Origin of the sequence: Acidovorax sp. GW101-3H11 (genome assembly GCF_001633105.1) — a bacterium.
Classification (GTDB): domain Bacteria; phylum Pseudomonadota; class Gammaproteobacteria; order Burkholderiales; family Burkholderiaceae_C; genus Acidovorax.
This window is the reverse complement of sequence record NZ_LUKZ01000025.1, coordinates 1-20,917: the sequence shown is the minus strand read 5'-3', so window position 1 is coordinate 20,917 and position 20,917 is coordinate 1. Positions and strand designations below refer to the sequence as shown.

The 20,917-nt window shown below is 67.1% G+C and carries 24 protein-coding genes; 10 read left to right on the top strand and 14 right to left on the bottom strand.

The features are described 5' to 3' along the window. Positions 1–165 precede the first annotated feature (165 nt). Positions 166–1,089 (bottom strand): DMT family transporter, encoded by a 924-nt coding sequence (locus tag A1D30_RS18265; protein WP_063462150.1) that lies wholly within the window; start codon positions 1,087–1,089, stop codon positions 166–168. 170 nt (positions 1,090–1,259) lie between these two features. Between A1D30_RS18265 and minC the strand changes: the two genes are divergently transcribed. The 4 genes from minC to A1D30_RS18245 all read left to right on the top strand — a co-directional run bounded on the left by minC (position 1,260) and on the right by A1D30_RS18245 (position 3,747). Next, complete coding sequence (gene minC, locus A1D30_RS18260; RefSeq protein WP_063462149.1) at positions 1,260–2,024, top strand: septum site-determining protein MinC; 765 nt, start codon at positions 1,260–1,262, stop codon at positions 2,022–2,024. Positions 2,025–2,068: 44 nt separating this feature from the next. Then, positions 2,069–2,887, top strand: a complete 819-nt coding sequence (gene minD / locus A1D30_RS18255; RefSeq protein ID WP_063462148.1) for a septum site-determining protein MinD — start codon at positions 2,069–2,071, stop codon at positions 2,885–2,887. A gap of 3 nt (positions 2,888–2,890) precedes the next feature. Next, entirely contained in the window at positions 2,891–3,157 is a 267-nt protein-coding gene (gene minE / locus A1D30_RS18250) for a cell division topological specificity factor MinE (protein ID WP_015011987.1), read from the top strand. Positions 3,158–3,354: 197 nt separating this feature from the next. Continuing rightward, positions 3,355–3,747 carry a VOC family protein gene (locus tag A1D30_RS18245; RefSeq protein ID WP_063462147.1) on the top strand — a complete coding sequence of 131 codons (393 nt, stop codon included), beginning with the start codon at positions 3,355–3,357 and terminating at the stop codon, positions 3,745–3,747. A gap of 22 nt (positions 3,748–3,769) precedes the next feature. On the opposite strand, the gene A1D30_RS18240 is transcribed toward A1D30_RS18245, so the two are convergent. Beyond that, positions 3,770–4,360, bottom strand: coding sequence for an MOSC domain-containing protein (locus tag A1D30_RS18240; protein ID WP_082836519.1), 591 nt, complete (start codon positions 4,358–4,360; stop codon positions 3,770–3,772). After that, positions 4,357–4,878: a flavin reductase family protein gene (locus A1D30_RS18235; RefSeq protein ID WP_063462274.1), complete on the bottom strand. Its 522-nt coding sequence runs from the start codon at positions 4,876–4,878 to the stop codon at positions 4,357–4,359. The genes A1D30_RS18240 and A1D30_RS18235 overlap by 4 nt, the downstream gene beginning before the upstream one ends. Positions 4,879–4,987: 109 nt before the next feature. Here A1D30_RS18235 and A1D30_RS18230 point away from each other — a divergent pair, with 109 nt between their 5' ends. Together A1D30_RS18230 and A1D30_RS18225 are read left to right on the top strand one after the other, a co-directional pair. Continuing rightward, the gene (locus A1D30_RS18230) at positions 4,988–5,776 is read left to right on the top strand and encodes an alpha/beta hydrolase (RefSeq protein WP_063462146.1); all 789 of its coding nucleotides are present in this window, start codon (positions 4,988–4,990) and stop codon (positions 5,774–5,776) included. A 76-nt stretch (positions 5,777–5,852) separates the two neighbouring features. Further along, positions 5,853–6,611: a YdcF family protein gene (locus A1D30_RS18225; RefSeq protein WP_063462273.1), complete on the top strand. Its 759-nt coding sequence runs from the start codon at positions 5,853–5,855 to the stop codon at positions 6,609–6,611. 167 nt (positions 6,612–6,778) lie between these two features. On the opposite strand, the gene A1D30_RS18220 is transcribed toward A1D30_RS18225, so the two are convergent. Together A1D30_RS18220 and A1D30_RS18215 are read right to left on the bottom strand one after the other, a co-directional pair. Further along, positions 6,779–7,354, bottom strand: coding sequence for an NAD(P)H-dependent oxidoreductase (locus A1D30_RS18220; protein WP_063462145.1), 576 nt, complete (start codon positions 7,352–7,354; stop codon positions 6,779–6,781). Beyond that, positions 7,351–8,001: a TetR/AcrR family transcriptional regulator gene (locus A1D30_RS18215; RefSeq protein ID WP_063462144.1), complete on the bottom strand. Its 651-nt coding sequence runs from the start codon at positions 7,999–8,001 to the stop codon at positions 7,351–7,353. Before A1D30_RS18215 ends, A1D30_RS18220 begins: the two co-directional genes overlap by 4 nt. Positions 8,002–8,093: 92 nt before the next feature. On the opposite strand from A1D30_RS18215, the gene A1D30_RS18210 reads away from it, so the two are divergent. Then, positions 8,094–8,780, top strand: coding sequence for a hypothetical protein (locus tag A1D30_RS18210; RefSeq protein ID WP_063462272.1), 687 nt, complete (start codon positions 8,094–8,096; stop codon positions 8,778–8,780). Positions 8,781–8,835: 55 nt separating this feature from the next. Here the strand turns inward: A1D30_RS18210 and A1D30_RS18205 are convergent, their stop codons facing one another. Beyond that, positions 8,836–10,173, bottom strand: coding sequence for a D-amino acid dehydrogenase (locus A1D30_RS18205; protein ID WP_063462143.1), 1,338 nt, complete (start codon positions 10,171–10,173; stop codon positions 8,836–8,838). Between the two features lie 119 nt (positions 10,174–10,292). Here A1D30_RS18205 and A1D30_RS18200 point away from each other — a divergent pair, with 119 nt between their 5' ends. Both A1D30_RS18200 and A1D30_RS18195 read left to right on the top strand, forming a co-directional pair. Next, a complete protein-coding gene (locus tag A1D30_RS18200) occupies positions 10,293–11,204 on the top strand; it encodes a LysR family transcriptional regulator ArgP (RefSeq protein ID WP_063462142.1) in 912 nt (303 codons plus the stop codon). Positions 11,205–11,332: 128 nt separating this feature from the next. Next, positions 11,333–11,947 carry a TetR/AcrR family transcriptional regulator gene (locus tag A1D30_RS18195; RefSeq protein ID WP_063462141.1) on the top strand — a complete coding sequence of 205 codons (615 nt, stop codon included), beginning with the start codon at positions 11,333–11,335 and terminating at the stop codon, positions 11,945–11,947. 88 nt (positions 11,948–12,035) lie between these two features. Here A1D30_RS18195 and A1D30_RS18190 read toward each other — a convergent pair whose 3' ends face one another. The 4 genes from A1D30_RS18190 to A1D30_RS18175 form a co-directional block, all read right to left on the bottom strand. After that, a complete protein-coding gene (locus tag A1D30_RS18190; protein WP_063462140.1) occupies positions 12,036–12,974 on the bottom strand; it encodes a fasciclin domain-containing protein in 939 nt (312 codons plus the stop codon). Positions 12,975–13,152: 178 nt separating this feature from the next. After that, on the bottom strand, positions 13,153–13,575 hold the full coding sequence (locus A1D30_RS18185) for a universal stress protein (protein WP_063462139.1): 423 nt from the start codon (positions 13,573–13,575) through the stop codon (positions 13,153–13,155). Between the two features lie 114 nt (positions 13,576–13,689). Beyond that, entirely contained in the window at positions 13,690–14,535 is an 846-nt protein-coding gene (locus tag A1D30_RS18180) for a metallophosphoesterase (protein ID WP_063462138.1), read from the bottom strand. Between the two features lie 12 nt (positions 14,536–14,547). Then, entirely contained in the window at positions 14,548–15,516 is a 969-nt protein-coding gene (locus A1D30_RS18175) for a LysR family transcriptional regulator (protein ID WP_063462137.1), read from the bottom strand. A gap of 125 nt (positions 15,517–15,641) precedes the next feature. Between A1D30_RS18175 and A1D30_RS18170 the strand changes: the two genes are divergently transcribed. Further along, a complete protein-coding gene (locus A1D30_RS18170; protein ID WP_063462136.1) occupies positions 15,642–16,082 on the top strand; it encodes a hypothetical protein in 441 nt (146 codons plus the stop codon). Between the two features lie 196 nt (positions 16,083–16,278). On the opposite strand, the gene A1D30_RS18165 is transcribed toward A1D30_RS18170, so the two are convergent. The 4 genes from A1D30_RS18165 to A1D30_RS18155 all read right to left on the bottom strand — a co-directional run bounded on the left by A1D30_RS18165 (position 16,279) and on the right by A1D30_RS18155 (position 20,670). Next, a complete protein-coding gene (locus A1D30_RS18165; protein ID WP_063462135.1) occupies positions 16,279–18,150 on the bottom strand; it encodes a phosphoenolpyruvate carboxykinase (GTP) in 1,872 nt (623 codons plus the stop codon). 290 nt (positions 18,151–18,440) lie between these two features. Next, on the bottom strand, positions 18,441–19,151 hold the full coding sequence (gene queC / locus A1D30_RS18160) for a 7-cyano-7-deazaguanine synthase QueC (RefSeq protein ID WP_063462134.1): 711 nt from the start codon (positions 19,149–19,151) through the stop codon (positions 18,441–18,443). 98 nt (positions 19,152–19,249) lie between these two features. Next, positions 19,250–19,396 carry a hypothetical protein gene (locus A1D30_RS26075; protein WP_199866012.1) on the bottom strand — a complete coding sequence of 49 codons (147 nt, stop codon included), beginning with the start codon at positions 19,394–19,396 and terminating at the stop codon, positions 19,250–19,252. A 74-nt stretch (positions 19,397–19,470) separates the two neighbouring features. Further along, complete coding sequence (locus A1D30_RS18155; RefSeq protein ID WP_063462271.1) at positions 19,471–20,670, bottom strand: threonine ammonia-lyase; 1,200 nt, start codon at positions 20,668–20,670, stop codon at positions 19,471–19,473. Between the last annotated feature and the right edge of the window lie 247 nt (positions 20,671–20,917).

Below are 20,917 nucleotides of genomic sequence, written 5' to 3'. Positions count from 1 at the left end.
CATGAAATTTTTTGTTACGCCCTGCCCTGGCGTTGCCGGGTCGCCGGGGCTGGACCGAGGGCTGTACGGCCTGGGGTGAGGGGCTGCCAAAAGGCTCCTTTCGACACCTGCTGGTCGGGCTCTGGCTCAATCGCTCGCATGCCTCTTGGTCCATGGGTTGCATCGCTACGTTGCAGTCGCCCGCCGGTTCACCAGCACAATGCCCGCCGCCACCAGCACCAGTGCCGCCACCAGCCCCGGCGTGACCGGTTCGCTCAGCCACAGCGCGCCAAACAGCAATGCGAACACGGGTGTGAGAAAAACGAACACCGAGATCTTGGTCGCCGGGTAGTGCGCCAGCATCCACATCCAGGCCAGATAGCTCACAAACGCGCCCACCAGCGCCTGCACCAGCAGCGAGCCCCAGGCAAACGCGCTGAACTGCCAGACCCAGGCCTCGCCCAGGCCCAGCGACAGCACCGGCAACACCGCCGTGCTCACCGCCACTTGATAGAAAAGTTGCTTGGCAGGCGCCACGCGCGCCAGCGGGGTGGTGCGGATGACCACCGTGGTCAGCGCCCACATCAGCCCGGCCGCCAGCCCCAGCAGGTCGCCCAGCCAGGCCTGGGGCAGGGCGGCATTGGCGGGGCCCAGCAGCCCATCGCCCAGGGCCAGCCCCACGCCCACAAACGCGGCGGCCAGGCCCAGCCACTGCCAGCCCTGCAGGCGCTCGCCCGGGATGAAGCGCGGCAGCAGCAGCGCCACCCAGAAAGGCGAGGCATACAGAAAGACGGTGAGCCGGGATGCGGTGGTGTACTGCAGGCCCAGGTAGATGCACGCGAATTCGCCCGCAAACAGCGCCCCGGCCAGCAGCCCGGCGCGTGCGGCCCCGGCGGGCTCACCTGCAGCCGACAGCCGCACGCCCCGCCACAGGCACCAGGCGGCCACGGCCACCGTGGCCAGCGCAAAGCGCACAAAGGCCTGGAACACCGGCGCCACCTCGGCCACCGTGGCCTTGACCAGCACCTGCTGGAAGCCCCAGAACATGCAGCAGGCGAGCAGCACGGAGATGGCGAGGGCGTCGATATGGGTTTTGCGGGTGGAAGGCATCGGGGGATTATCAAAGGGGTGGTGCGCGTGGGCGGTCGCCTGTGTGGCGCGGCCGATTGCAACACCGCTTCTGTGCGCCCATAGTGCAGGAACAGGCGCTTACACGGGCCCACGGTACACTTTGCGCCTTCTGAAACAGCTTCCCGCGCCCCTTTCCACGCCCCTCATTCATGGCCCTTACGACGGCGGCCCAGGCCCGCACCAGCTTTGACCTCAAGAGCGCCTCGCTGCCCGTGGTGGCGGTGTTGCTCAAGACCACCGACGCCGCGCAGTTTGCGGCCGACCTGGCCGAGCGCGTGGCCGATGCCCCGGGCTTTTTCGACAACGACCCGGTGCTGATTGACCTGGCCCCCGTGCGCGAGTCCGAAGACACCATTGACTTTGTCGCCATCGTGGCCGAGTTGCGCCGCCACAGCACCCTGCCCGTGGCAGTGCGCGGCGGCAGCCCTGCCCAGATGGAGGCGGCGCGCGCCGCGGGCCTGGCAGCAGCGCCCGATGCGCCCCCCGCACGTGCCGAGACACCCGCACCAGTCCAGGAAGTGGTACGCGAGGTGATCCGCGAAGTCGAGGTGGAGGTGGTGCGCGAAGTGCCCATGCCCGGCCCCGGCACCGTGGTGGTGGACAAACCCTTGCGCTCCGGCCAGCAGGTGTATGCGCGTGGCGCCGACCTGGTGGTGATGGCCGTGGTGAGCTTCGGCGCCGAGGTGATTGCCGACGGCAACATCCACGTCTATGCCCCGCTGCGTGGCCGCGCGATTGCCGGTGCGCGGGGCAACACCGAAGCCCGCATTTTTTCGACCTGCCTGGAGCCCCAGCTGGTCTCCATCGCAGGCATCTACCGCACCACCGAGACCGAGCTGCCCGCCGATGTGCGTGGCAAACCCGCCCAGGTGCGGCTTGACGGCGAGAAGCTCCTCATCGAGCCGCTGGCCTGAGCCCCCATTTCATTCGTACCAACCCCACAGAGAATCAGCAACACATGGCCAAAATCGTCGTCGTGACCTCCGGCAAGGGTGGCGTGGGCAAGACCACCACCAGCGCCAGCTTCGCCTCCGGCCTCGCCCTGCGCGGCCACAAGACTGCCGTGATCGACTTTGACGTCGGCCTGCGCAACCTGGACCTCATCATGGGCTGCGAACGCCGCGTGGTGTATGACCTGATCAACGTGATCCAGGGCGAGGCCAACCTGAACCAGGCCCTCATCAAGGACAAGCAGTGCGACAACCTGTTCGTGCTGGCCGCCAGCCAGACGCGCGACAAGGACGCCCTGACCCAGGACGGCGTGGAGAAGATCCTCAAGGACCTGGCCGAGATGGGTTTCGAGTACATCGTCTGCGACTCGCCCGCCGGCATCGAGAGCGGCGCGCTCATGGCCATGCACTTTGCCGACGAGGCGCTGCTGGTGACCAACCCCGAGGTGTCCAGTGTGCGCGACTCCGACCGCATCCTGGGCATGCTGGGCAGCAAGACCAAGCGTGCGATTGAAGGCGGCGAGCCGATCAAGGAGCACCTGCTCATCACGCGCTACAACCCCAGCCGCGTGGAAGACGGCCAGATGCTGAGCCTGGAAGACATCCAGGACATCCTGCGCATCAAGCTGATCGGTGTGATTCCGGAATCGGAAGTGGTGCTGCAATCGTCCAACCAGGGCACGCCCGCGATCCACTCGCAGGGCAGCGATGTGAGCGAGGCCTACAAGGATGTGATCGACCGTTTCCTGGGCGCCACCGACAAGCCGCTGCGCTTCATCGAGGCGGAAAAACCCGGTTTCTTCAAACGCCTGTTCGGGAGCAAATAAGCCATGGCTTCTTTCCTCTCCTTCCTGCTCGGCGAGAAGAAAAAAACCGCCAGCGTCGCCAAAGAGCGTTTGCAGATTATCCTGGCGCACGAACGCAACGGTCGCAATGCCTCCGAGCCCGACTACCTGCCCGCGCTGCAGCGCGAACTGGTGGCCGTGATCTCGAAGTACGTGAAGATCAACCCCGACGACCTCAAGGTGCACCTGGAGCGCCAGGACAACCTGGAAGTGCTCGAAGTCAAGATCGAGCTGCCGGACACGGTCAGGTGAACACCCCCTGAGTCGCTTCGCGCCTTCACCCCTCTCTCTCGCATTGCTGCGCAATGCGGGGAGGGGGACGCCCCCAGCGCACGCAAGCGAAGCGCCGCCTTCGCGGCGGGGCGGCCCTTGCGCGGGGGCGCTGGTCTCGGCAGCGCCAGTTTCATCGGCCGAGCGTATGACAATGAATCTTCGGAGGATCGCAAGCCATGCTGTCCCATGTGTTCATCGGCGTGAACGACTTTGACCGGGCGGTGGCGTTCTACAGCCCGGTGCTGGAGCGTCTGGGCTTGGTGCCGCGTTTTACCGAGCCCGCCCGCCCCTGGGCTGGGTGGCAGACCCCCGGGGTGGCCCGCCCGCTGTTCCTCATCGGTCGGCCCTTTGATGGCCGGCCTGCCGCGCCGGGCAACGGCGCCATGAACGCGCTGCTGGCTGCCGACCGCGCCACGGTGGACGCCGTGCACGCGCTGGCCCTGCAGCACGGCGGCCGTTGCCAAGGCCCGCCGGGCCTGCGGCCCGAGTACCACGCGAACTATTACGGGGCGTATTTCCGCGACCCGGAGGGCAACAAGCTCTGCGTCTGCTGCCACGGCGACGCCTGAGCCTGCGCGGCAGCTGTTGTCGTCAGCGCGCGTGTTTGGCGAACTTGCCCGCAAACGCCTGGGCGATGCTCAGCCCGCGCTGCCCGGGCACCACCGTGGCGGTCTGCCCGGCGGCCAGGGTGCCGGGCCGGTCCACCGCCAGGTAGTAGCCGCAGCAGCCTGCCAGCGCCATGGCGCGGCCCGCCTGGGCAAACCCCATCACCGCAGCGAACTTGAAACAGGGCTCGCGTGGGGCCGTCACGCGCAGCACGCAGTCGGGAAAATGCCATTCGTCGCCCACAAACACCGCGTGCTCCAGCGGGCCGTCGATGGTGAGGTTCTCGCCCAGGAAACCCGGCGGCAGTGCCTCGTCGAACAGGCTCACCCCACGCTCGCGGCGCTGGGCCTGCCAGAACGCGTAGTGCGCGGCCGGGTAGGCATACACCGCCTTGGCCAGGCCGCCGTGCACGCTCAGGTCGGCCTGCTCGTCCCCTGCCAGGCCCAGCGGGCCCACGGCCACGGGGCCGGTCACGGGTGTTTTGCCGATGGCGCTGAGGATGGAACGCTCGCCCATTTTCAGGCGCCGGGCTGCGCCGATGTTCACGTGGCGCACCACCACGGAGGCGGTGGTCACAGCGGGTGCTCGGTGTAGAACTTGCCGCCGTGGTACAGCAGGGGCGATGCGCCTTCGCGGTGCTCGCAGCGCTCCACCTCGCCCACAAAGATGGTGTGGTCACCCTCCTTGTACTGGCTGCGGTTGAAGCACTCGAAGGTGGCGGCGGCACCGGCCAGCAACGGGGCGCCGCTGATGCCGGGGCGGTGCTCCAGCCCGGCCCAGCGGTCGATGCCGCGTGTGGCGAACCGCTCGGCCAGCGTTCGTTGGTCTGCGGCCAGCACATGGATGGCGTAGTGCGAGCCATCGGCAAACGCGGGCATGGAGCTGGCGCCGTGCGACAGGCTCCACAGCACCAGCGGGGGCTTCAGCGACACCGAATTGAACGAGCTAGCCGTGAGCCCCACCAGCTCACCCGCCGCGTTGCGGGCAGTCACGATGGTCACGCCCGTGGCAAACATGCCCAGCGCATTGCGGAACTCGCGCGTGGAAAAGCTCGGAGGCAGGGCAAGGGCGGGGCGGGGGGGCGAGGGGTTCACGAAGGGCGGCGCCCGCAGGGGCGGCAGTGGGGGCAATGGAAGGGAGCAACTATTATCAGGCGGCTCCCACTACCGCGCTGTTGCGGGGTTTACTGCCTTTTTCCACCGCATGGCCGTCCTTCCTACCTTCACCACCCTGGGCGCGGGCCCCACCGTGCTCATGCTGCACGACGCCGACGGCGATCACCTCACGTTTGCCCCGCAGGTGGAGACCCTGGCCACCGCCGGTTACCGTGCCGTGGCCTGGGACATGCCCGGCTATGGCCGCAGCGCCCCGGTGGAGCCCTACACCTTCAAGGCGCTGGCGCAGAGCTGCCTGGCCTTGATCGACGCGCTACAGGGCGGCCCCGTGGCGCTGGTGGGCCACGGCATGGGCGCCATGGTGGCATTGGAGGCCGCCGTGCGCGACCCGTCCAAGGTGCGCCGCCTGGTGCTGTGCGCGGGCGGGCCTGCGCTGGATGCGCAGGCGGTGGAGGACTGGGTGGCGCCCCGCCTGCGCGCGCTCACGGCACTGGACGCCGGTGGCAGCATGGAGCAGCTGGCGCAGACGCTGGTGCCCCAGTTCATTGGCACCGGCGCGCTGCCCGAAGGCGTGCGGCTGGCCAGCCATGCGCTGGCCCAGGTCTACCCAGGGGCCTACCGGCGCGCGCTGGCGGCCCTGCCCACGTTCGACCGGGGTGCCGCCGCCCTGTCGCAGCTGACCATGCCCACGCTGCTGGTGGGGGGCGAATTGGACCGCTGCACGCCGCCGGTGGCCCTTGAGGCATTGGCCCAGGTGCTGCCCGATGCGGCAACCCTGCAGCTGCCCCATGTCGGGCACTGGCCGCAGCTGGAGGACCCCGAGGGGTTTGACGCCGCGCTGCTGGACTTTCTGGCCCGGCGCCGCTGGCTGCACTGACCGGCGCACGGCAGCCGCCCAGGGCCGGGACCGGCCGCTGTGTGCTGGCATGATCGCCGCCTCGGATGTGACCCCTATGCTGTTTGCCCTCAAGAAAATCCTGTCTGCGCTGCTGATGCCGCCGGTGTTCAGCATCCTGCTCGCGTTTGTGGGCCTGTGGCTCGCGCGCTACCACCGCCGCACGGGCTTGGCCGTGGTGGTGCTGTCGTTGTTGTCCGTGCTGGCGCTGTCGTGGCCGCCCGTGGCCGATGCGCTGGTGCGCAGCCTGGAGCGTCACCCTGCCGTGGCTCCCAAGCAATTGCCCCAGGCGCAGATCCAGGCCATTGTGGTGCTGGGGGGCGGGGCCGACACGGTTGCCCCTGAATACGGGGTGGACGTGCTCAGCCGGGGCGCCCGTGAGCGGGTGCGCTACGCCGTGTACCTGCAGCAGCAGACGGGGCTGCCCATTCTGGCCACGGGGGGCTCGACGGGTGGCATGCGCGCCGAAGCGCTGGTGATGAAGGACGTGGTGGAGCGCGAGTTCAAGGGCCGGGTGCGCTGGACCGAGGTGGAATCGCTCGACACCCGCAACAACGCCGAAAAATCGGCGGCGCAGCTCAAGGCCGCAGGCATCGAGCGCATTGCGCTGGTCACCCATGCCTGGCACATGGTGCGCGCCACGCGGGACTTCGAGCGCGCGGGGCTGCAGGTGCTGCCTGCACCCACGGGCTTCAAGGGTGGGCAGGCGCGCAAGCTGTACCGGCTGCTGCCCCGGGCCTCTGCGCTGGCCGACAGCAGCCTGGCGCTGCATGAATGGCTGGGCATCCTGGCCCAGCACTGGTCGCTGGATTCTTGAGAAGGTGTGAACGAACCCGCCATGCCCGCTCATCCCGCCAAAACACACCCGCTCGTCGTTGCCAATGCTCGCCATAGCCCGAGCTATGGCTGCGCTTTGCGCCTAGATCGGGCGCGTTGTGGCGGCCTGCTCGGGCACGCCGGATTCATTCACACCTTCTGAGCGCGCTACGCGGCGGAGGGGGCGCTGAGGAAACCGCTGGCCGCTGCCACGGCCTGTGCATCAGACTGCACGGCCCCCGGTGGCCCGCCCTTGCCCCACAGGGCGCCGCCCCAGGTCATCGACAAGAACTGCGCGCACAGTGCCACCGAATCGATCATGGGCTGGGCCTTGGTGCGGTCGCCGCTGGTGGTGATGAGTGCCAGCGTCTTGGCGCCCATGGGCTCCTTGAAGGCCAGGCCCGGCACGCGCATCCAGGCGCTCCAGTGGTCCAGGTAGGTCTTGAGCGGCGAGGGGATGCTGTACCAGTAGACCGGAGCGACAAACACAATGTGTGTGGCCGCCAGGGTGGCGTCGAGCAGGGTCTTCATGTCGCCCTCGGGCGGCGCGTAGGTGCCGGTGGTGTGGCGCTGGTCCACAAAAGGCGGCAGGTCCATGCGGGCCAGGTGGTGCCAGGTTTGTGGGGTGCCCGCAGGCAGCGCGGCGGCGGCCTGGCGGGCCAGCCATTCGGTGTTGCCGACATGGCCCGGCTCGCGGGTGGAGGTGGTGAGGAACAGGTAGTGAGGTGCGGTGGGCGTGGTCATGGTGCCATCGTAGCGCTGGCCTGCGCAGGCCGCAGGTACGCCAGGCACAGCGCGACCAGCGCATCCTCAAACTCGGCGCTGTCCAGCAGCGGCGACTGCTCCAGCGACGCGGCGCGCACCGCCCCCATGAAGGCGCGCGTGAGCACGAACAGCTGCGCGGCCGATGGCGGTTGCAGATGGTGCTCGTCGGCCATGCGCTGCAGGTGCAGGGCAATGCGTTCGCTGGTGCCCCGCACCGACACCAGCATGGTTGCGCGGTAGTCCTGTTTCCACGACAGGCGGGCGAGGGCCCGCAGCTCCTGCGGCCCCCCGCCAAACGCCTGCAGGTAGTGGCGCACATAGTGGCGCACCTGCTGCTCGGGGGGCCAGCCCTCGGTGCGGGCCTGGGCCAGCAGTGCATCCAGCGCCAGCATCACGCGGTCGCAGTGTTGGTCCAGCATGGCCACCAGGATGGCCTCCTTGCTCGGAAAGTACTGGTAGAGCGAGCCCACGGACACACCCGCCACCTCGGCAATGCGGTTGGTGGTCAGGGCGCCTTCGCCCTGCGTGGCCACGATGCGGGCCACGGCCTCAAAGATGGCATCCACCGTGAACTGCGAGCGCTCCTGCCGGGGTGTGCGTCGGGGGGGTGAAACGGCTTTGGACATGGGCAAACCTGAGCGCAATGCGAGTAGGCGGCAAGGCCGGGGCGGCCTATTCTGCCGCCATCCACGCAACCCGCCACCCGGAGAACCCCGCCATGAATGACACCAGCCAGCTCGCCCTGGGCGCCGCCGCCATTGGCCTGGCGGGCACCTGGGTGTGGCGCCAGCGCCCGGCCCTGCGCACGCTGCACCGGGCCAGTGCCATGGCGCTGGCGCTGTTCCTGGTGGCGCATGTGTTGGGCCATCTTGCGGGCCTGGCGGGGGCGGCTGCGCATCAGGCGGTGCTGGAGGCGCTGCGCAGTGTGTACCGGCAACCTGTGGTCGAGGGCTTGCTGCTGGCGGGGGTGCTGTTCCAGGCGGGCAGCGGGCTCACGCTGCTGTGGCGCGGCTGGCGCCAGCGCCGGGGTGCCGTGGCGTGGGCACAGGCGGTGTCGGGTGCGTACCTGTCGCTGTTCCTGCTGATCCATGTGGCGGCCGTGCTGGCAGCGCGCCAGCAAGGGGTGGACACCAATCTGCAGTTTGCGGCGGCGGGCATGCACACGCCGCCCTGGCAGTGGTTCTTCGGGCCGTACTACTTTCTGGCGGTGCTGGCGCTGTGCACCCATGTGGGCTGTGCGCTGTACTGGAACCTGCCCCCCAGGCAGCGCGCCCCGGTTCTGGCGGCGGCCCTGGGGGTGGGGGTGGTGCTGGCGGCCACGCTGGTGGTGATGCTGGCGGGGGGCTTCCAGGGTCTGGAAATCCTGTTGGCCACCGGGCCCGGCGTGGTGCCGGTGGCTGGTTGAGGGAGGCCTAGCACCGGTGGCACCCCGGACGCCGGGGCGGCAGCGTGGATGTGGCTCAGGCCACCTTGGCCGTCAAGGTGCGGTTGCCCTGTTCCATGCCGCAGAAGCCGAAGTTCATCGCAGGCACCTGGCCGCTGATCAGTTCGGCCAGCGCCTTGCCCGAACCCGCGCCGTGGGTCCAGCCCAGCGTGCCGTGGCCCGCATTCACCCACAGCTTGCCCACGCGCGTGCGGCCGATGAACGGGATGTTGGTAGGCGTGGCCGGGCGCAGGCCGGTCCAGTACTGCGGGTCGCCGCCTTCTTCGGGCGTGCGGGTGTCGCACACGCCGGGCAGGATGGCCTCGATGCGGCGCGAAAGCATGTGGCAGCGGGCGCGGGCCAGGGAGCTGTCGAGTGTCAGGTCCCAGCCGTTGAGTTCGATGGTGCCTGCCACGCGCAGGTGGTTGCCCAGGCGGCTCATGGCGATCTTCTTGCCGTCGTCGATGGTGGAGACCATGGGCGCGCCCTCGGGCCGCAGCAGCGGGAAAGTCGCGCTGTAGCCCTTGCCGGGGTAGATCGGCAGATCCACGCCCACGCTGCGCAGCAGCGGCGCGCTGTAGGAACCGCAGGCCACCACGACGGCATCGGCCTTCAATATGAAGTCTTTTTTGCCTCCACCGCCCGGCTGGCGTGCCATAACAGCTACAGAATCAATAGCATTGCCAATCTTGTTCAGGCGCAGCACGTCGTGGCCGTAGAGGAACTGTGCGCCCCGTGCGATGCAGCGGCGTGCCAGCTCTTGCGTGAAGACACGCGCATCGCCGCTTTCGTCGGTGCTGGTGTAGGTGCCGCCGGTGATCTTGTCGCCATAGGCCCTGAAGGCGGGCTCGATCTGCAGCAGCTCGTCGCGGCTGACCAGGCGGCGCTGCACGCCGTGCTTGCGCATCAGCTCCACGGCATGGCCTGCGGCGTCAAACGATTTCTGGTCGGTGTAGAAGTGGGCGATGCCGCGTTCGAGCCGGTTGTATTCGATGCCGGTGGTGCCCACCAGGTCCTTCAGCGCTGCATGGCTGTAGGCGCCCAGCGCCACGATCTGCTGCACATTGCGCTCGAACGCCGTGTCGTTGCACTGCGCCAGGAACTGCAGGCCCCAGCGCCATTGCTGCCAGTCCATCTGCGGGCGGAACAGCAGCGGCGCCTCTTTGTCGAACATCCACTTCAGCGCCTTCAGCGGCGCCTCACGGTTGGCCCAGGGCTCGCAGTAGCTCACCGAGATCTGCGCCGCGTTGGCAAAACTGGTTTCGAGCGCCGCATCGGGCTGGCGGTCGATCACGATGACCTCATGGCCCCGCTCCAGCAGGTGCCACGCGGTGCTGATGCCGATGATGCCGGCGCCCAAAACAATGGTTTTCATGAGGGCGCAGTGTGCGCGACATTGCGTTCTACTAAAAGCAAAATTAAACTTACTCCAAAAACATCAGGACGTCTAATGCAAAGACCCCTGCTGCCGTTGCCTTGCCGGAGACCAGAACCATGAGCACCTACGACCCTGCCGCCCTCGAATGCCTTGCCGCCATCGTTGAAGAGGGCGGTTTCGAGCGCGCAGCGCAGCGCCTCAATGTCACGCAGTCGGCCGTGTCTCAGCGCCTGCGCGCGCTCGAAGCGCAGGTGGGCTCGGTGCTCATCGTGCGCAGCCGGCCGCTGCGGCCCACGTCGGCGGGGCAATTGCTGCTCAAGCACACCAAGCAGATGCGCCTGTTGCGCGCCGACCTGGAGCGCGACTTGCAGGAGCTGGCGCCCAGCGCCCCCGGCGGCACGCGCGAGGACGAGCGCATCTCGATCGCCATCAACGCCGACAGTATCGCCACCTGGGCCATGGGCGCATTGCACGATCTGGTGCGCGAGCGCCTGCCGCTCGAAATCATCGTGGACGACCAGGACTTCACACAGGAATGGCTGCGCTCGGGCCAGGTGCTGGGCTGCGTGACCACGCTCAAGCAGGCGCTGCGCGGCTGCAAGATGGTGCCGCTGGGGGCCATGCACTACGTGGCTGTGGCCTCGGCCAGCTATGCAGAGCAGCATCTGCCGCATGGGCTCACGCCGCACAACTTCCGTGACGTGTCGTTCCTGTCGTTCAACCGCAAGGACGACATGGCGGCCGAGTTTGTGGCGCGTGCCTTCGGGCTCAAGCGTGTGGCGCTGAACCACCTGTTTGTGCCCGGTTCCGAGGCGCAGATGCGCGCCGTGGCGGCGGGCTGGGCGGTGGGCGTGGTGCCCGAGCTGCTGGCGCGCGGCCCGATCGCCGACGGCAGCATGGTGGACCTGGCGCCCGGCCGCTCCCTGCCCATCCAGCTGTACTGGCATTGCTGGAACCTGGAATCCGAGCTGCTCGATGCCTTGTCGGCCGCGCTGACCGGCGCCGCCGCCCAGTCGCTGGTGTCCTGAACACACCCCGCGTGCACTCCCGGGGCGCACGGTGGAAGGCACGCTTTGTGCTGGTTAAAACGTGAACGACGTAGTTGCATTGCAACTTAGTCATTTATTTTTTTACCGTAATGTATAAAATATAGGCCATGCAAACCCAGCCCCCCAAAGTCTCGTTCAAGGAGCAGATGCACCAGGCGCGCGAGGAGGCCATCCTCCAGTCGGCCTGCCGTCTGCTGGGCGAAAAGGCCTTTGACGCCATGACCATGGACGACGTCGCCAATGCCGTGGGCATTGCGAAGGCCAGCCTGTACAAGCACTTCTGCAGCAAGGAAGAGCTGTGCAGCGCCGCCATGGTGCAAATCCTGGGGCGCGTGCAGGCTTACTTGGCGGGCCTGCCCGCCGACATGCCGCCGCTGGACAAGCTGCGCTCGCTGGTGCGCTGGTCGCTGGAGCGCCTGCTGACCAACGAAATGCCGCTGCTGCCCAGCCGCAACTCCACGCTGCGCGCGGTGCTGATGGCCAACAAGGACTACCTCAACGGCCTGGTGGGCGTGAGCGACCAGATCGGCGAATGGATCACCGAAGCCCAGGCCCAGGGCGTGATCAGCCCCAGTCTGCCGCCCATCGTGGTGCTGTACACCCTGTATGCCCGCGCCTGCGACCCGGTGGTGAGTTTTCTCAAGGAAAGTGGCCAGTACTCGGACGCGGAGATTGTTGACCTGGTGGTGCGCACCTGTTTTGACGGATTGGCGGCCCGCTAGGAAGTCCCCCCGGTTTTTTCCTGGATCCGATCAAAAAGAAAGCCCGGCATGCCGGGCTTTCTTGCGTGGGGGCCGTCCTTTTCGGTAGTTACTTGGGCAGGATCACCTTGTCCACCACGTGGATCACGCCATTGCTGGTGAATACATCGGCGGCCGTGATGTTGCTGGTGCGCATGTTCTGGTCGGTGATCACGAGGCTGGTGCTCACGGTGAAGCTCTGGCCCTGTACCGTGGTGATGGCGGTGTTGGTAGGCACCTCGGCCTTGAGCACGCGCGCAGGCACCACGTGGTAGGTCAGCACCTTGGTCAGCAGCGCGGTGTTGGCCAGCAGGTCGGCCTTGCTCACCCCCAGCTCGGTCAGCAGGGCGGCAAAGGCGGCGTTGGTGGGGGCAAACACCGTGAACGGGCCGGTGCCCTGCAAGGTGCCCACCAGCCCTGCGGCCACCACGGCCTCGACCAGGATGCTGAAATCCGGCAGGGCCGAGGCCGTGGCCACGATGTCCTTGTCAGCGGGCAGCAGCACCTTGTCTACCAGATGCACCACGCCGTTGCTGGCCTGGATGTCGGTGCTGGTGATGGTGCTCACGCGGTTGCGGCCGTCGGTGATCTTGAGGCCGTTGTTCGATTCGATCTTGAAGAATCCGCCGGACACCGGCGTGATCGCCTTGCCCAGCGGCACATCGGCCCGCATCACCTTGCTGCCGAGTACGTGGTAGGTCAGCACGGCGGTCAGCAGCGGCTTGTTGGCCAGCAGCGCGTCCTTGGTCACGCCCAGCTCGGCCAGCAGCGCAGCAAAGGCGGCGTTGGTGGGAGCGAACACGGTGAGCGTGCCGGTGCTCAGGGTGTTGGCCAGCCCGGCAGCCGTGACGGCTTCGACCAGGATGCTCAGGTCGGGGGTGTTCTGCGCCAGCTCGACGATGTTGCGCTGGGGTTCGTCGTCGCTGCCCCCACAGGCTTGCAGCAGGGTGGTGCTCGCGCCCAGGGCGGCGGCCATCAGGACGGTGCGGCGGTTGAATGCGGTGTTCATGGGTCGCTCCTCTCGGTATCGATGGAAATGACACGCCAGGATGGGCGTGGCGCGAATGTATAACCAATTGGTATAAAAGTAAACCAACTGGTCATTCAAAGACCATTCGGTAATGATGGGTGAAAAAAAAGCCCTGCAGAGGCAGGGCTTGGTGCGATGCGCACGAAGGCGCCGGGAGTTAGCGCACGATCAGCAACGGCACCTTGCTGTGGGCCAGCACCTGGGTGGTGACCGAGCCCATCACCAGGGTGGCAATCGCGCCGTGGCCGTGCGAGCCCATGACCAGCAGGTCGAACTTGCCGGTGTCGGCCACCTTGGCAATGGTTTCGCCCACGGTGCCCACCTTGACGCTGCGCTTGGCATCCACGCCATGGCGGCCCAGGAACTTGCACACGGGCGCGAGGATTTTTTCGGCTTCTTCGGCGTGGTAGGTGTCCACCACTTCCTTGCCCAGGGCCGCGCGGGCGCGGGCGGGCAGGGGGGCTTGCACGGTCAGCACGGTGTAGGTGTGGGTGCCGCCCAGCAGTTCTTCGTGGGTGGCCAGGTAGGCCAGCATTTTCTTGGTGTAGGCGCTGCCATCGACAGCAAGCAGGATGTTCATGGTGTTCTCCGAGAAGGGATAAGGCAGACTACTCTGCGCAGGTGCCTGTTGTCTTGACCTGGGTCATGCTTTTTTGTCCGGCGCGTGGCGAATTCACAAGAACCGCGCGTTTGATCATACGGTGACCGTCCAGCAGGGCCGGAAGGTGGCCTGCTCCCCCTTGCGGGCATAGCCCAGCGGGTTGGCCGCCACGCGGCATTGCCATGCCGAACCATCGCTACGCTGGCCCTGGGCCAGATAGTCGCTGGGCGCATGCAGGTGGCCATGCAGCCACAGCTGCGCGTGGGGCAGCAGGTGGTCCAGGGCGTTGCAGAAGCCTGCCGTGCCGGGCACGAGGCCATAGCGCGGGTCAGCACTTTTCAGGCTGGGCGCAAAGTGAGTGACGGCCACGGTGGGGCCGTCAAACGGCTGCTGCAGGGCGGCGGCCAGCCACTCCTGGCAGGCCAGGGCCTGCTCGCGCAGGGGTTCGGCCAGGAACGGCTCGCCATGTCGGGTGCCGCCGGTCTTGCGCAGGTAGAAGTTGGCGGCGCGGAAGGCTTTGTCGCGCAGCTTCAGCCGCCGTCCCAGGTCGGTGCAGCCCTCGTGGTCGGCCAGGGCGTCAAAGTCGCTCCAGAGCGTGGTGCCCACGAAACGGATGCCTTGCAGCACCAGGGTTTCGCGCTCCAGCCAGACGATGCCCAGGCGGTCGCAGGTCTGGCGCAGCCGCAGGTGCGCGGCGTCGAAGTCCTGCGCGTCGTACTCGTGGTTGCCGGGCACAAACAGCACCGGGGTGGGCCAGCCCGCGTGCTGGGGCAGGGGCGAAAAACGGGTCAGGCCAAAATCGTCGTCGGCCAACTGCGAGCCAGGCTGGTAGGAGCCCACGTCCCCCGCCAGCACCAGCACGTCGGCACCGGGGGCGGGTTCGGGAACAAAGTGGGGATGGGCCTCCAGGTGGAGGTCGGACAGGAGCTGGATGTTCATGCAGCACACAGTCTACGGGCTCTCCTGTTCCGGGAAGGTGCGCCGCGCGGAACGTGCCAGCGCGTGCAGCAGCCAGGTCATGGCCGCTTGCTGCGGGCCCCGGCGGCGCCACAGCGCGTCCACGTGCACCGGGGGCACATCCAGCGGCAGGGCCCGTTGCACCAGCTTGTCGGCAATGCCGGTCACGGGCACAAAGTGGCGCGGCAGCACGGTGAGCAGGTCCGAGCCCGACACCACCCGCCCCGCCGTGAAGAACTGGTTCACGGTGATCACCACCTTGCGCTCACGCCCCAGCGAGGCCAGGGCCTCGTCAATGAAACCGAAGGGTCGGCCCGAGAAGCTGACCAGCATATGGCGTGCCTGGCAGTAGGCGTCCAGCGTGAGGGGGGCATCCGCCAGCGGATGGCCCTGGCGCATCACACACACATATTCGCCGTCGTAGAGGCGGCGGCTCTCAAACGCCACCACGCCGCCCGACTGGGCGCGGGCTGTCAGGTCGGCCAGCGCTGCCGGGAAGTAGCCCACGGCCATGTCGGCGGCCTCTTCGTCCAGCAGGCGGCGCGGGTCGCGCGTGGTCAGCGGCAGCACGCGGATGGCGATGCCGGGCGCTTCGCGCTCGATGATTTCGACCAGGGCAGGCACCAGCGTGGCGGCCGTGGCGTCGGCCATGGCCAGCACAAAGGTGGATTCGGCGGTGGCCGGGTCGAACAGGCCCGGGGCCAGGGAATCCTGTAAATGGGCCAGAGCCTCGCGCACTGGCGGCCACAGCGCCAGCGCCCGGGGGGTGGGCTCTACCCCCTGGCCGCTGCGCACCAGCAGCTCATCCCCCAGCACCTCGCGCAGGCGCCGCATGGCGTTGCTCACGGCGGGCTGGGTGATCGAAAGCTTGTGTGCCGCACGCGTGAGGCTGCGCTCCGCCATCACCTCGTCAAAAACGCGCAGCAGGTTCAGGTCGAGGGAGCGGAAGTTCAGGGGTGTCATGGCTGGTTATCACCGTTATGAATATCCATGATTCAAAATATAAACTTGAACACGCAAAGGGTAAACCCTAATATCACCCCATCGCCCGGCAATCTCGCCACAAGCGTTAGAAAAGGGAAACCGAAATGACCGCCTTTGCACACGTTGAATACCCCACCGAACACCCCGGCGTTGTCCGCGCCGAAAACGCCGCCGCAGCCCTGAAGGGCGCTGCCGCCCGCTTTGATGGCGCCCGTGGCGCTGCCTCCCTCCTGCTGGCGGCCGTGGTGTCCGCACTGCTGGTGGTGGCCAACCAGGTGATCGACACCTGGAGCGAAGGCCACCTGCTGGCCGCCTGGATGGTGCTGTGGCTGGTGGCGTTTGCCGCTCTGGCCCTGCTCACCGCCCCCGCACGCCGCGCTGGTGTGGCCCTGCGCAGTGGTGTCCAGGCCTGGGCAGAAAGCCGCCGCCGCGTCGCTGAAGACGAGCGCACCTGGCAAGTCGCCATGAAGGACCCCCGCATCATGGCCGAACTGAACCATGCGATGGGCATCGCCACGGTGGACGACATCCGCAAGTACTACTGACCGCTGAACCCGCCGCGCTGGTGGGCGGCGGGGGCGCAATCGATTGAAAGCCGTGGCATGCCACGGCTTTTTTTATGCCCTTTTCTGGTGAGCGGGGGCTTGCCGTGCACTGCGAGCCAGCGCAAAAAAAAAGCCGCCCCGCCAGAAGGCGGAGCGGCTTTGAAGGGAAAGCTTCTCAGATCTCAGGACGGCAGCATCAGGCTACCAGGCGCTTTTCCAGCGCGGCCTTGGTGTCCAGCAGCGCCTGGGGCAGGTGGTAGGCCAGCTGTTCGAAGTGCGCATCGTGCAGCTTGAACTCTTCGGCCCAAGCGGCCTTGTCGATGCTGGTCACGGCGTCGAACTTCTGGGCGCTGAAGTCCAGGCCCGTCCAGTTGATTTCAGCGTACTGTGGAGCCACGCCGAACATGGTTTCCTGGCCTTGGGCCTGGCCTTCGATGCGGTCGATCATCCACTTGAGCACGCGCATGTTGTCGCCATAACCGGGCCAGACGAACTTGCCCGCCTCGTCCTTGCGGAACCAGTTCACGCAGAACACCTTGGGCACGGCCTTGCCGGTGGCGGCAATCTTGCCTTCCATGCTGAGCCAGTGCTGGAAGTAGTCGCTCATGTTGTAGCCGCAGAATGGCAGCATGGCGAAGGGGTCGCGGCGCACCACGCCCTGGGCGCCGAAGGCGGCGGCGGTGGTCTCCGAACCCATGGTCGCGGCCATGTACACACCTTCCGTCCAGGTGCGGGCTTCGGTGACCAGCGGCACGGTGGTCGAGCGGCGGCCACCGAAGATGAACGCATCGATCGCCACGCCATTGGCGTCGTCCCACTGTGCATCGAGCGCCGGGTTGTTGGCGGCAGCCACGGTGAAGCGCGAGTTGGGGTGGGCGGCCTTGGCGCCGGTTTCCTTGGCGATCTGGGGCGTCCAGTCCTTGCCTTGCCAGTCGATCAGGTGGTCCGGCAGCTTGCCGGTGTCCTTTTCCATGCCTTCCCACCACACGTCGCCGTCGTCCGTCAGGGCCACGTTGGTGAAGATCACGTCACGGTCCAGACTGCGCATGCAGTTGGGGTTGGTGTGCATGTTGGTGCCGGGGGCCACGCCAAAGTAGCCGGCTTCGGGGTTGATGGCGACCATCTTGCCGTCGGCACTGGGCTTGATCCAGGCGATGTCGTCACCGATGGTGGTGACCTTCCAGCCCGCAAAACCAGCCTCGGGCGGCACCAGCATCGAGAAGTTGGTCTTGCCGCAGGCGCTGGGGAAGGCCGCTGCCACGTGGTACTTCTTGCCAGCGGGGTTGGTCACGCCCAGGATGAGCATGTGCTCGGCCAGCCAGCCCTGGTCGCGGCCCATGGTGGAGGCGATGCGCAGGGCCAGGCACTTCTTGCCCAGCAGCGCGTTGCCGCCGTAGCCCGAGCCGTAGGACCAGATCTCGCGTGTTTCGGGGTAGTGGACGATGTACTTGACCTTGGGGTTGCAGGGCCAGCTCGTCGTGTCCTTCTCGCCTTCAGCCAGCGGGGCGCCCACGGTGTGCATGCAGGGCACGAACTCGCCTTCCACGCCCAGCACGTCGTACACGGCCTTGCCCATGCGGGTCATGAGGCGCTGATTCACGGCCACGTAGGCGCTGTCGGTCAGCTCCACGCCGATGTGGGCAATGTGGCTGCCCAGCGGGCCCATGCTGAAGGGCACCACGTACATGGTGCGGCCCTTCATGCAGCCGTCAAACAGGGGCTGCAGCGTGGCGCGCATTTCGGCGGGCGCCATCCAGTTGTTGGTGGGGCCAGCGTCTTCCTTGGCGGCCGAGCAGATGTAGGTGCGGTCTTCCACACGGGCCACGTCCGACGGGTCGGACCAAGCCAGGAAGCTGCCGGGGCGCTTGGCGGGGTTGAGCTTCTTGAAGGTGCCTGCATCGACCAGTTGCTGGCACAGGCGGTCGTACTCTTCCTTCGTGCCGTCGCACCAGTAAATGCTCTCGGGCTTGCACAGGGCGGCCATGTCGGCCACCCAGGCGAGCAGCCGGGCGTTTTTGACGTAACTGGGGGCGTTGAGATTCAGGCCCTGCATGGTGGGTGCGTTCATCGGGGGAGCTTCCTAAGTTGAAAAACAGTTTTTTCAAAGGAAGCGGACCGGGCGGAACGCGGCAAGGCCTGGCGCAGTTGCGGTGCTGAGCGCTGCCTTTGAAAAAACGGCTTTCTTGCTCAGTCGGCGGGCGGGAGCGTGTGTCAGCCCCACGGGGTGGAGGCTATTCCACGGATTCCGCGGGTCGGCTGGGATGTCAATTTTATGAATCTACCGCCCGTTTGTCTGTCAGACAGGGGGTAAAACCATGCAAAAAATGCATGGGGTTATGCGTGACTGGGGCCAATCCCTCACGGGTTGGACGGGGTGCCTTTCCACCGCTCGTAACCACTCTTGCGCAGTGCGCAGGCCGGGCAGGTGCCACAGCCGTAACCCCAGGCGTGTAGCGTGTCGCGCACGCCGTGGTAGCAGGTGTGCGAGTCGTTCACGATCAGATCCACCAGCGCCTGTCCGCCCAGGGACCGGGCCAGCTCCCAGGTTTCGGCCTTGTCCAGCCACATGAGCGGGGTGTCGAAGGTGAAGCGCTGGCCCATGCCCAGCGACACGGCCACCTGCAGGGCCTTGAGCGTGTCGTCGCGGCAGTCGGGGTAGCCCGAGAAGTCGGTCTCGCACATGCCGCCCACCAGGGTGTGCAGGCCGCGCCGGTAGCCCACCGCAGCCGCGAGCTGGAAGAACAGCAGGTTGCGCCCCGGCACGAAGGTGTTGGGCAGGCCGGCGGCGGTCATCTGGATCTCGGTGTCGCTGGTCAGCGCGGTGTCGCTGATGTGGCCCAGCACCGCCAGGTCCAGCATGTGGTCGTCGCCCAGCCGTGCATCCCACTGCGGAAACCGGGCGCGCAGCGATGCCAGCACCGTCTGGCGTGCCTGCAGCTCGATGTGGTGGCGCTGGCCATAGTCAAAGCCGATGGTTTCCACATGGGCAAAGTGTTCCAGCGCCCAGGCCAGGCACGTGGTGGAGTCCTGGCCTCCAGAAAAAAGAACGAGGGCGTGTCCGGGTCGCATGGGGGCTCCTGGTCGGAAGATGGAAATGGGGACGGCGGGAAAGGCGGGGCAAAAAAAAAGCCCCGCAGCGCGGGGCGTTTGGCAGCGTTGCGGGCGGATCAGGCCATGAACACGGCGATGAAGGCCAGCAGGAAGATCAGGACGCCGCCGACCACGGGCAGCACCACGGGCATCATGGGCACGACGTTTTCCACGGGGTCGTGCGCTGCGGTCTGAGGGGCGTGAGAAGTGTTGTGGTCGGACATGGGGGGCTCCAGATGCTGAAAACTTGCGCAATTCTAGCCGCCTGTGCGCCGTGGCGGCCAGCGGGGCGTGGGGTTCACATCAGCGCGGCTTCCATGCCCGCCGTGCGCAGCTGCTCCAGCACCTCGGCCACATGGGCCTTGCTGCGGGTCTGGAGCACCAGTTCGATCTCCACGTTCTGTGCGGCCAGCAGGGTGAAGGCGCGCTGGTGGTGCACCTCGCCGATGTTGGCGCCCGCGTCGGCCACGGTGGCGGTGATGCGCGCCAGCACACCCGGCACGTCGCGCGCGCTGACCTTGATGCGCGCCAGGCGGCCCGACCGCACCATGCCGCGCTCGATGATGGCCGCCAGCAGCAGCGGGTCGATGTTGCCGCCGCACAGCACCAGGCCCACGCGCTTGCCCTGGAAGCGTTCGGGGTAGCGCACCAGTGCCGCCAGGCCTGCAGCCCCTGCGCCTTCGACCAACGTCTTTTCAATCTCCAGCAGCATCAGCACGGCCTGCTCGATGTCGCCTTCGTCCACCAGCACCAGGTCGTCCACCAGGCGTTTGACGATTTCCTGCGTGATCTTGCCCGGCGTGCCCACGGCAATGCCTTCGGCAATGGTGGAGGTGCCCTGCGGGTGGTGCGTGCCCTTCACCGCGTTGACCATGGCCGGGAAGCGTGTGGTCTGCACGCCCACGACCTCGATGCCCGGCTTGATCGCCTTGGCGGCCGTGGCCACGCCCGAGATCAGCCCGCCGCCGCCCACGGCGATCACCAGCGTGTCCAGGTCGGGCACGGCCTGCAGCATCTCCAGGCCCAGCGTGCCCTGGCCCGCAGCCACGCCCTCGTCGTCATAGGGGTGGACAAAGGTCAGGCGCTGCGCGTCGGCCAGCGCGTAGGCATGCTGGCGGGCTTCTTCCAGCGTGTCGCCGTGCAGCACCACCTCGGCGCCAAAGCCACGGGTGCGTTCCACCTTCACGGCGGGCGTGAAGCGCGGCATCACGATCACCGCGCGCAGGCCCAGGCGCTGCGCGTGGTAGGCCACGCCCTGCGCATGGTTGCCTGCGCTCATGGCCACCACGCCCCGGGCGCGTTCGTCCTCAGACAGCAGCGTGAGCCGGTTGCAGGCGCCCCGTTCCTTGAACGAAGCGGTGAACTGCAGGTTCTCGAACTTGAGGAACACCTGCGCGCCCACGATCTGCGAGAGTGTCTTGGATTCGACACAGGGGGTGTCCAGCACCTGGCCTTGTAGGCGGGTGGCGGCGTCACGGATGTCTTGGAGGGTCAGCATGGCGCCATTGTGGCGCAGGCTTGTGGGGGGCCGCCACAGGGTTGCACGGAGGACGTGGCGTGGCGCTGGGGTGGCCTTGTGGTGCATGTACAAGAAAAAGGCTCTCTTCCGTTTCGGGTGGAAAGCCACATTCCCCACCATAGCCATGGTCAGGCCCTTGCTTTTTGCAAAGGACTGCCCGGCAGGTGAGTGAGCTTTCCAGCGATCAGGAACGCCATGGCGATGAAGTGGTCGGTGGTGCCATAGC

Coding starts and splice junctions, on each gene's coding strand:
- A1D30_RS18265 (WP_063462150.1), bottom strand. CDS start 1,089: ATGCCTTCCACCCGCAAAACCCATATCGACGCCCTCGCCATCTCCGTG.
- minC (WP_063462149.1), top strand. CDS start 1,260: ATGGCCCTTACGACGGCGGCCCAGGCCCGCACCAGCTTTGACCTCAAG.
- minD (WP_063462148.1), top strand. CDS start 2,069: ATGGCCAAAATCGTCGTCGTGACCTCCGGCAAGGGTGGCGTGGGCAAG.
- minE (WP_015011987.1), top strand. CDS start 2,891: ATGGCTTCTTTCCTCTCCTTCCTGCTCGGCGAGAAGAAAAAAACCGCC.
- A1D30_RS18245 (WP_063462147.1), top strand. CDS start 3,355: ATGCTGTCCCATGTGTTCATCGGCGTGAACGACTTTGACCGGGCGGTG.
- A1D30_RS18230 (WP_063462146.1), top strand. CDS start 4,988: ATGGCCGTCCTTCCTACCTTCACCACCCTGGGCGCGGGCCCCACCGTG.
- A1D30_RS18225 (WP_063462273.1), top strand. CDS start 5,853: ATGCTGTTTGCCCTCAAGAAAATCCTGTCTGCGCTGCTGATGCCGCCG.
- A1D30_RS18220 (WP_063462145.1), bottom strand. CDS start 7,354: ATGACCACGCCCACCGCACCTCACTACCTGTTCCTCACCACCTCCACC.
- A1D30_RS18215 (WP_063462144.1), bottom strand. CDS start 8,001: ATGTCCAAAGCCGTTTCACCCCCCCGACGCACACCCCGGCAGGAGCGC.
- A1D30_RS18210 (WP_063462272.1), top strand. CDS start 8,094: ATGAATGACACCAGCCAGCTCGCCCTGGGCGCCGCCGCCATTGGCCTG.
- A1D30_RS18205 (WP_063462143.1), bottom strand. CDS start 10,173: ATGAAAACCATTGTTTTGGGCGCCGGCATCATCGGCATCAGCACCGCG.
- A1D30_RS18200 (WP_063462142.1), top strand. CDS start 10,293: ATGAGCACCTACGACCCTGCCGCCCTCGAATGCCTTGCCGCCATCGTT.
- A1D30_RS18195 (WP_063462141.1), top strand. CDS start 11,333: ATGCAAACCCAGCCCCCCAAAGTCTCGTTCAAGGAGCAGATGCACCAG.
- A1D30_RS18190 (WP_063462140.1), bottom strand. CDS start 12,974: ATGAACACCGCATTCAACCGCCGCACCGTCCTGATGGCCGCCGCCCTG.
- A1D30_RS18185 (WP_063462139.1), bottom strand. CDS start 13,575: ATGAACATCCTGCTTGCTGTCGATGGCAGCGCCTACACCAAGAAAATG.
- A1D30_RS18180 (WP_063462138.1), bottom strand. CDS start 14,535: ATGAACATCCAGCTCCTGTCCGACCTCCACCTGGAGGCCCATCCCCAC.
- A1D30_RS18175 (WP_063462137.1), bottom strand. CDS start 15,516: ATGACACCCCTGAACTTCCGCTCCCTCGACCTGAACCTGCTGCGCGTT.
- A1D30_RS18170 (WP_063462136.1), top strand. CDS start 15,642: ATGACCGCCTTTGCACACGTTGAATACCCCACCGAACACCCCGGCGTT.
- A1D30_RS18165 (WP_063462135.1), bottom strand. CDS start 18,150: ATGAACGCACCCACCATGCAGGGCCTGAATCTCAACGCCCCCAGTTAC.
- queC (WP_063462134.1), bottom strand. CDS start 19,151: ATGCGACCCGGACACGCCCTCGTTCTTTTTTCTGGAGGCCAGGACTCC.
- A1D30_RS26075 (WP_199866012.1), bottom strand. CDS start 19,396: ATGTCCGACCACAACACTTCTCACGCCCCTCAGACCGCAGCGCACGAC.
- A1D30_RS18155 (WP_063462271.1), bottom strand. CDS start 20,670: ATGCTGACCCTCCAAGACATCCGTGACGCCGCCACCCGCCTACAAGGC.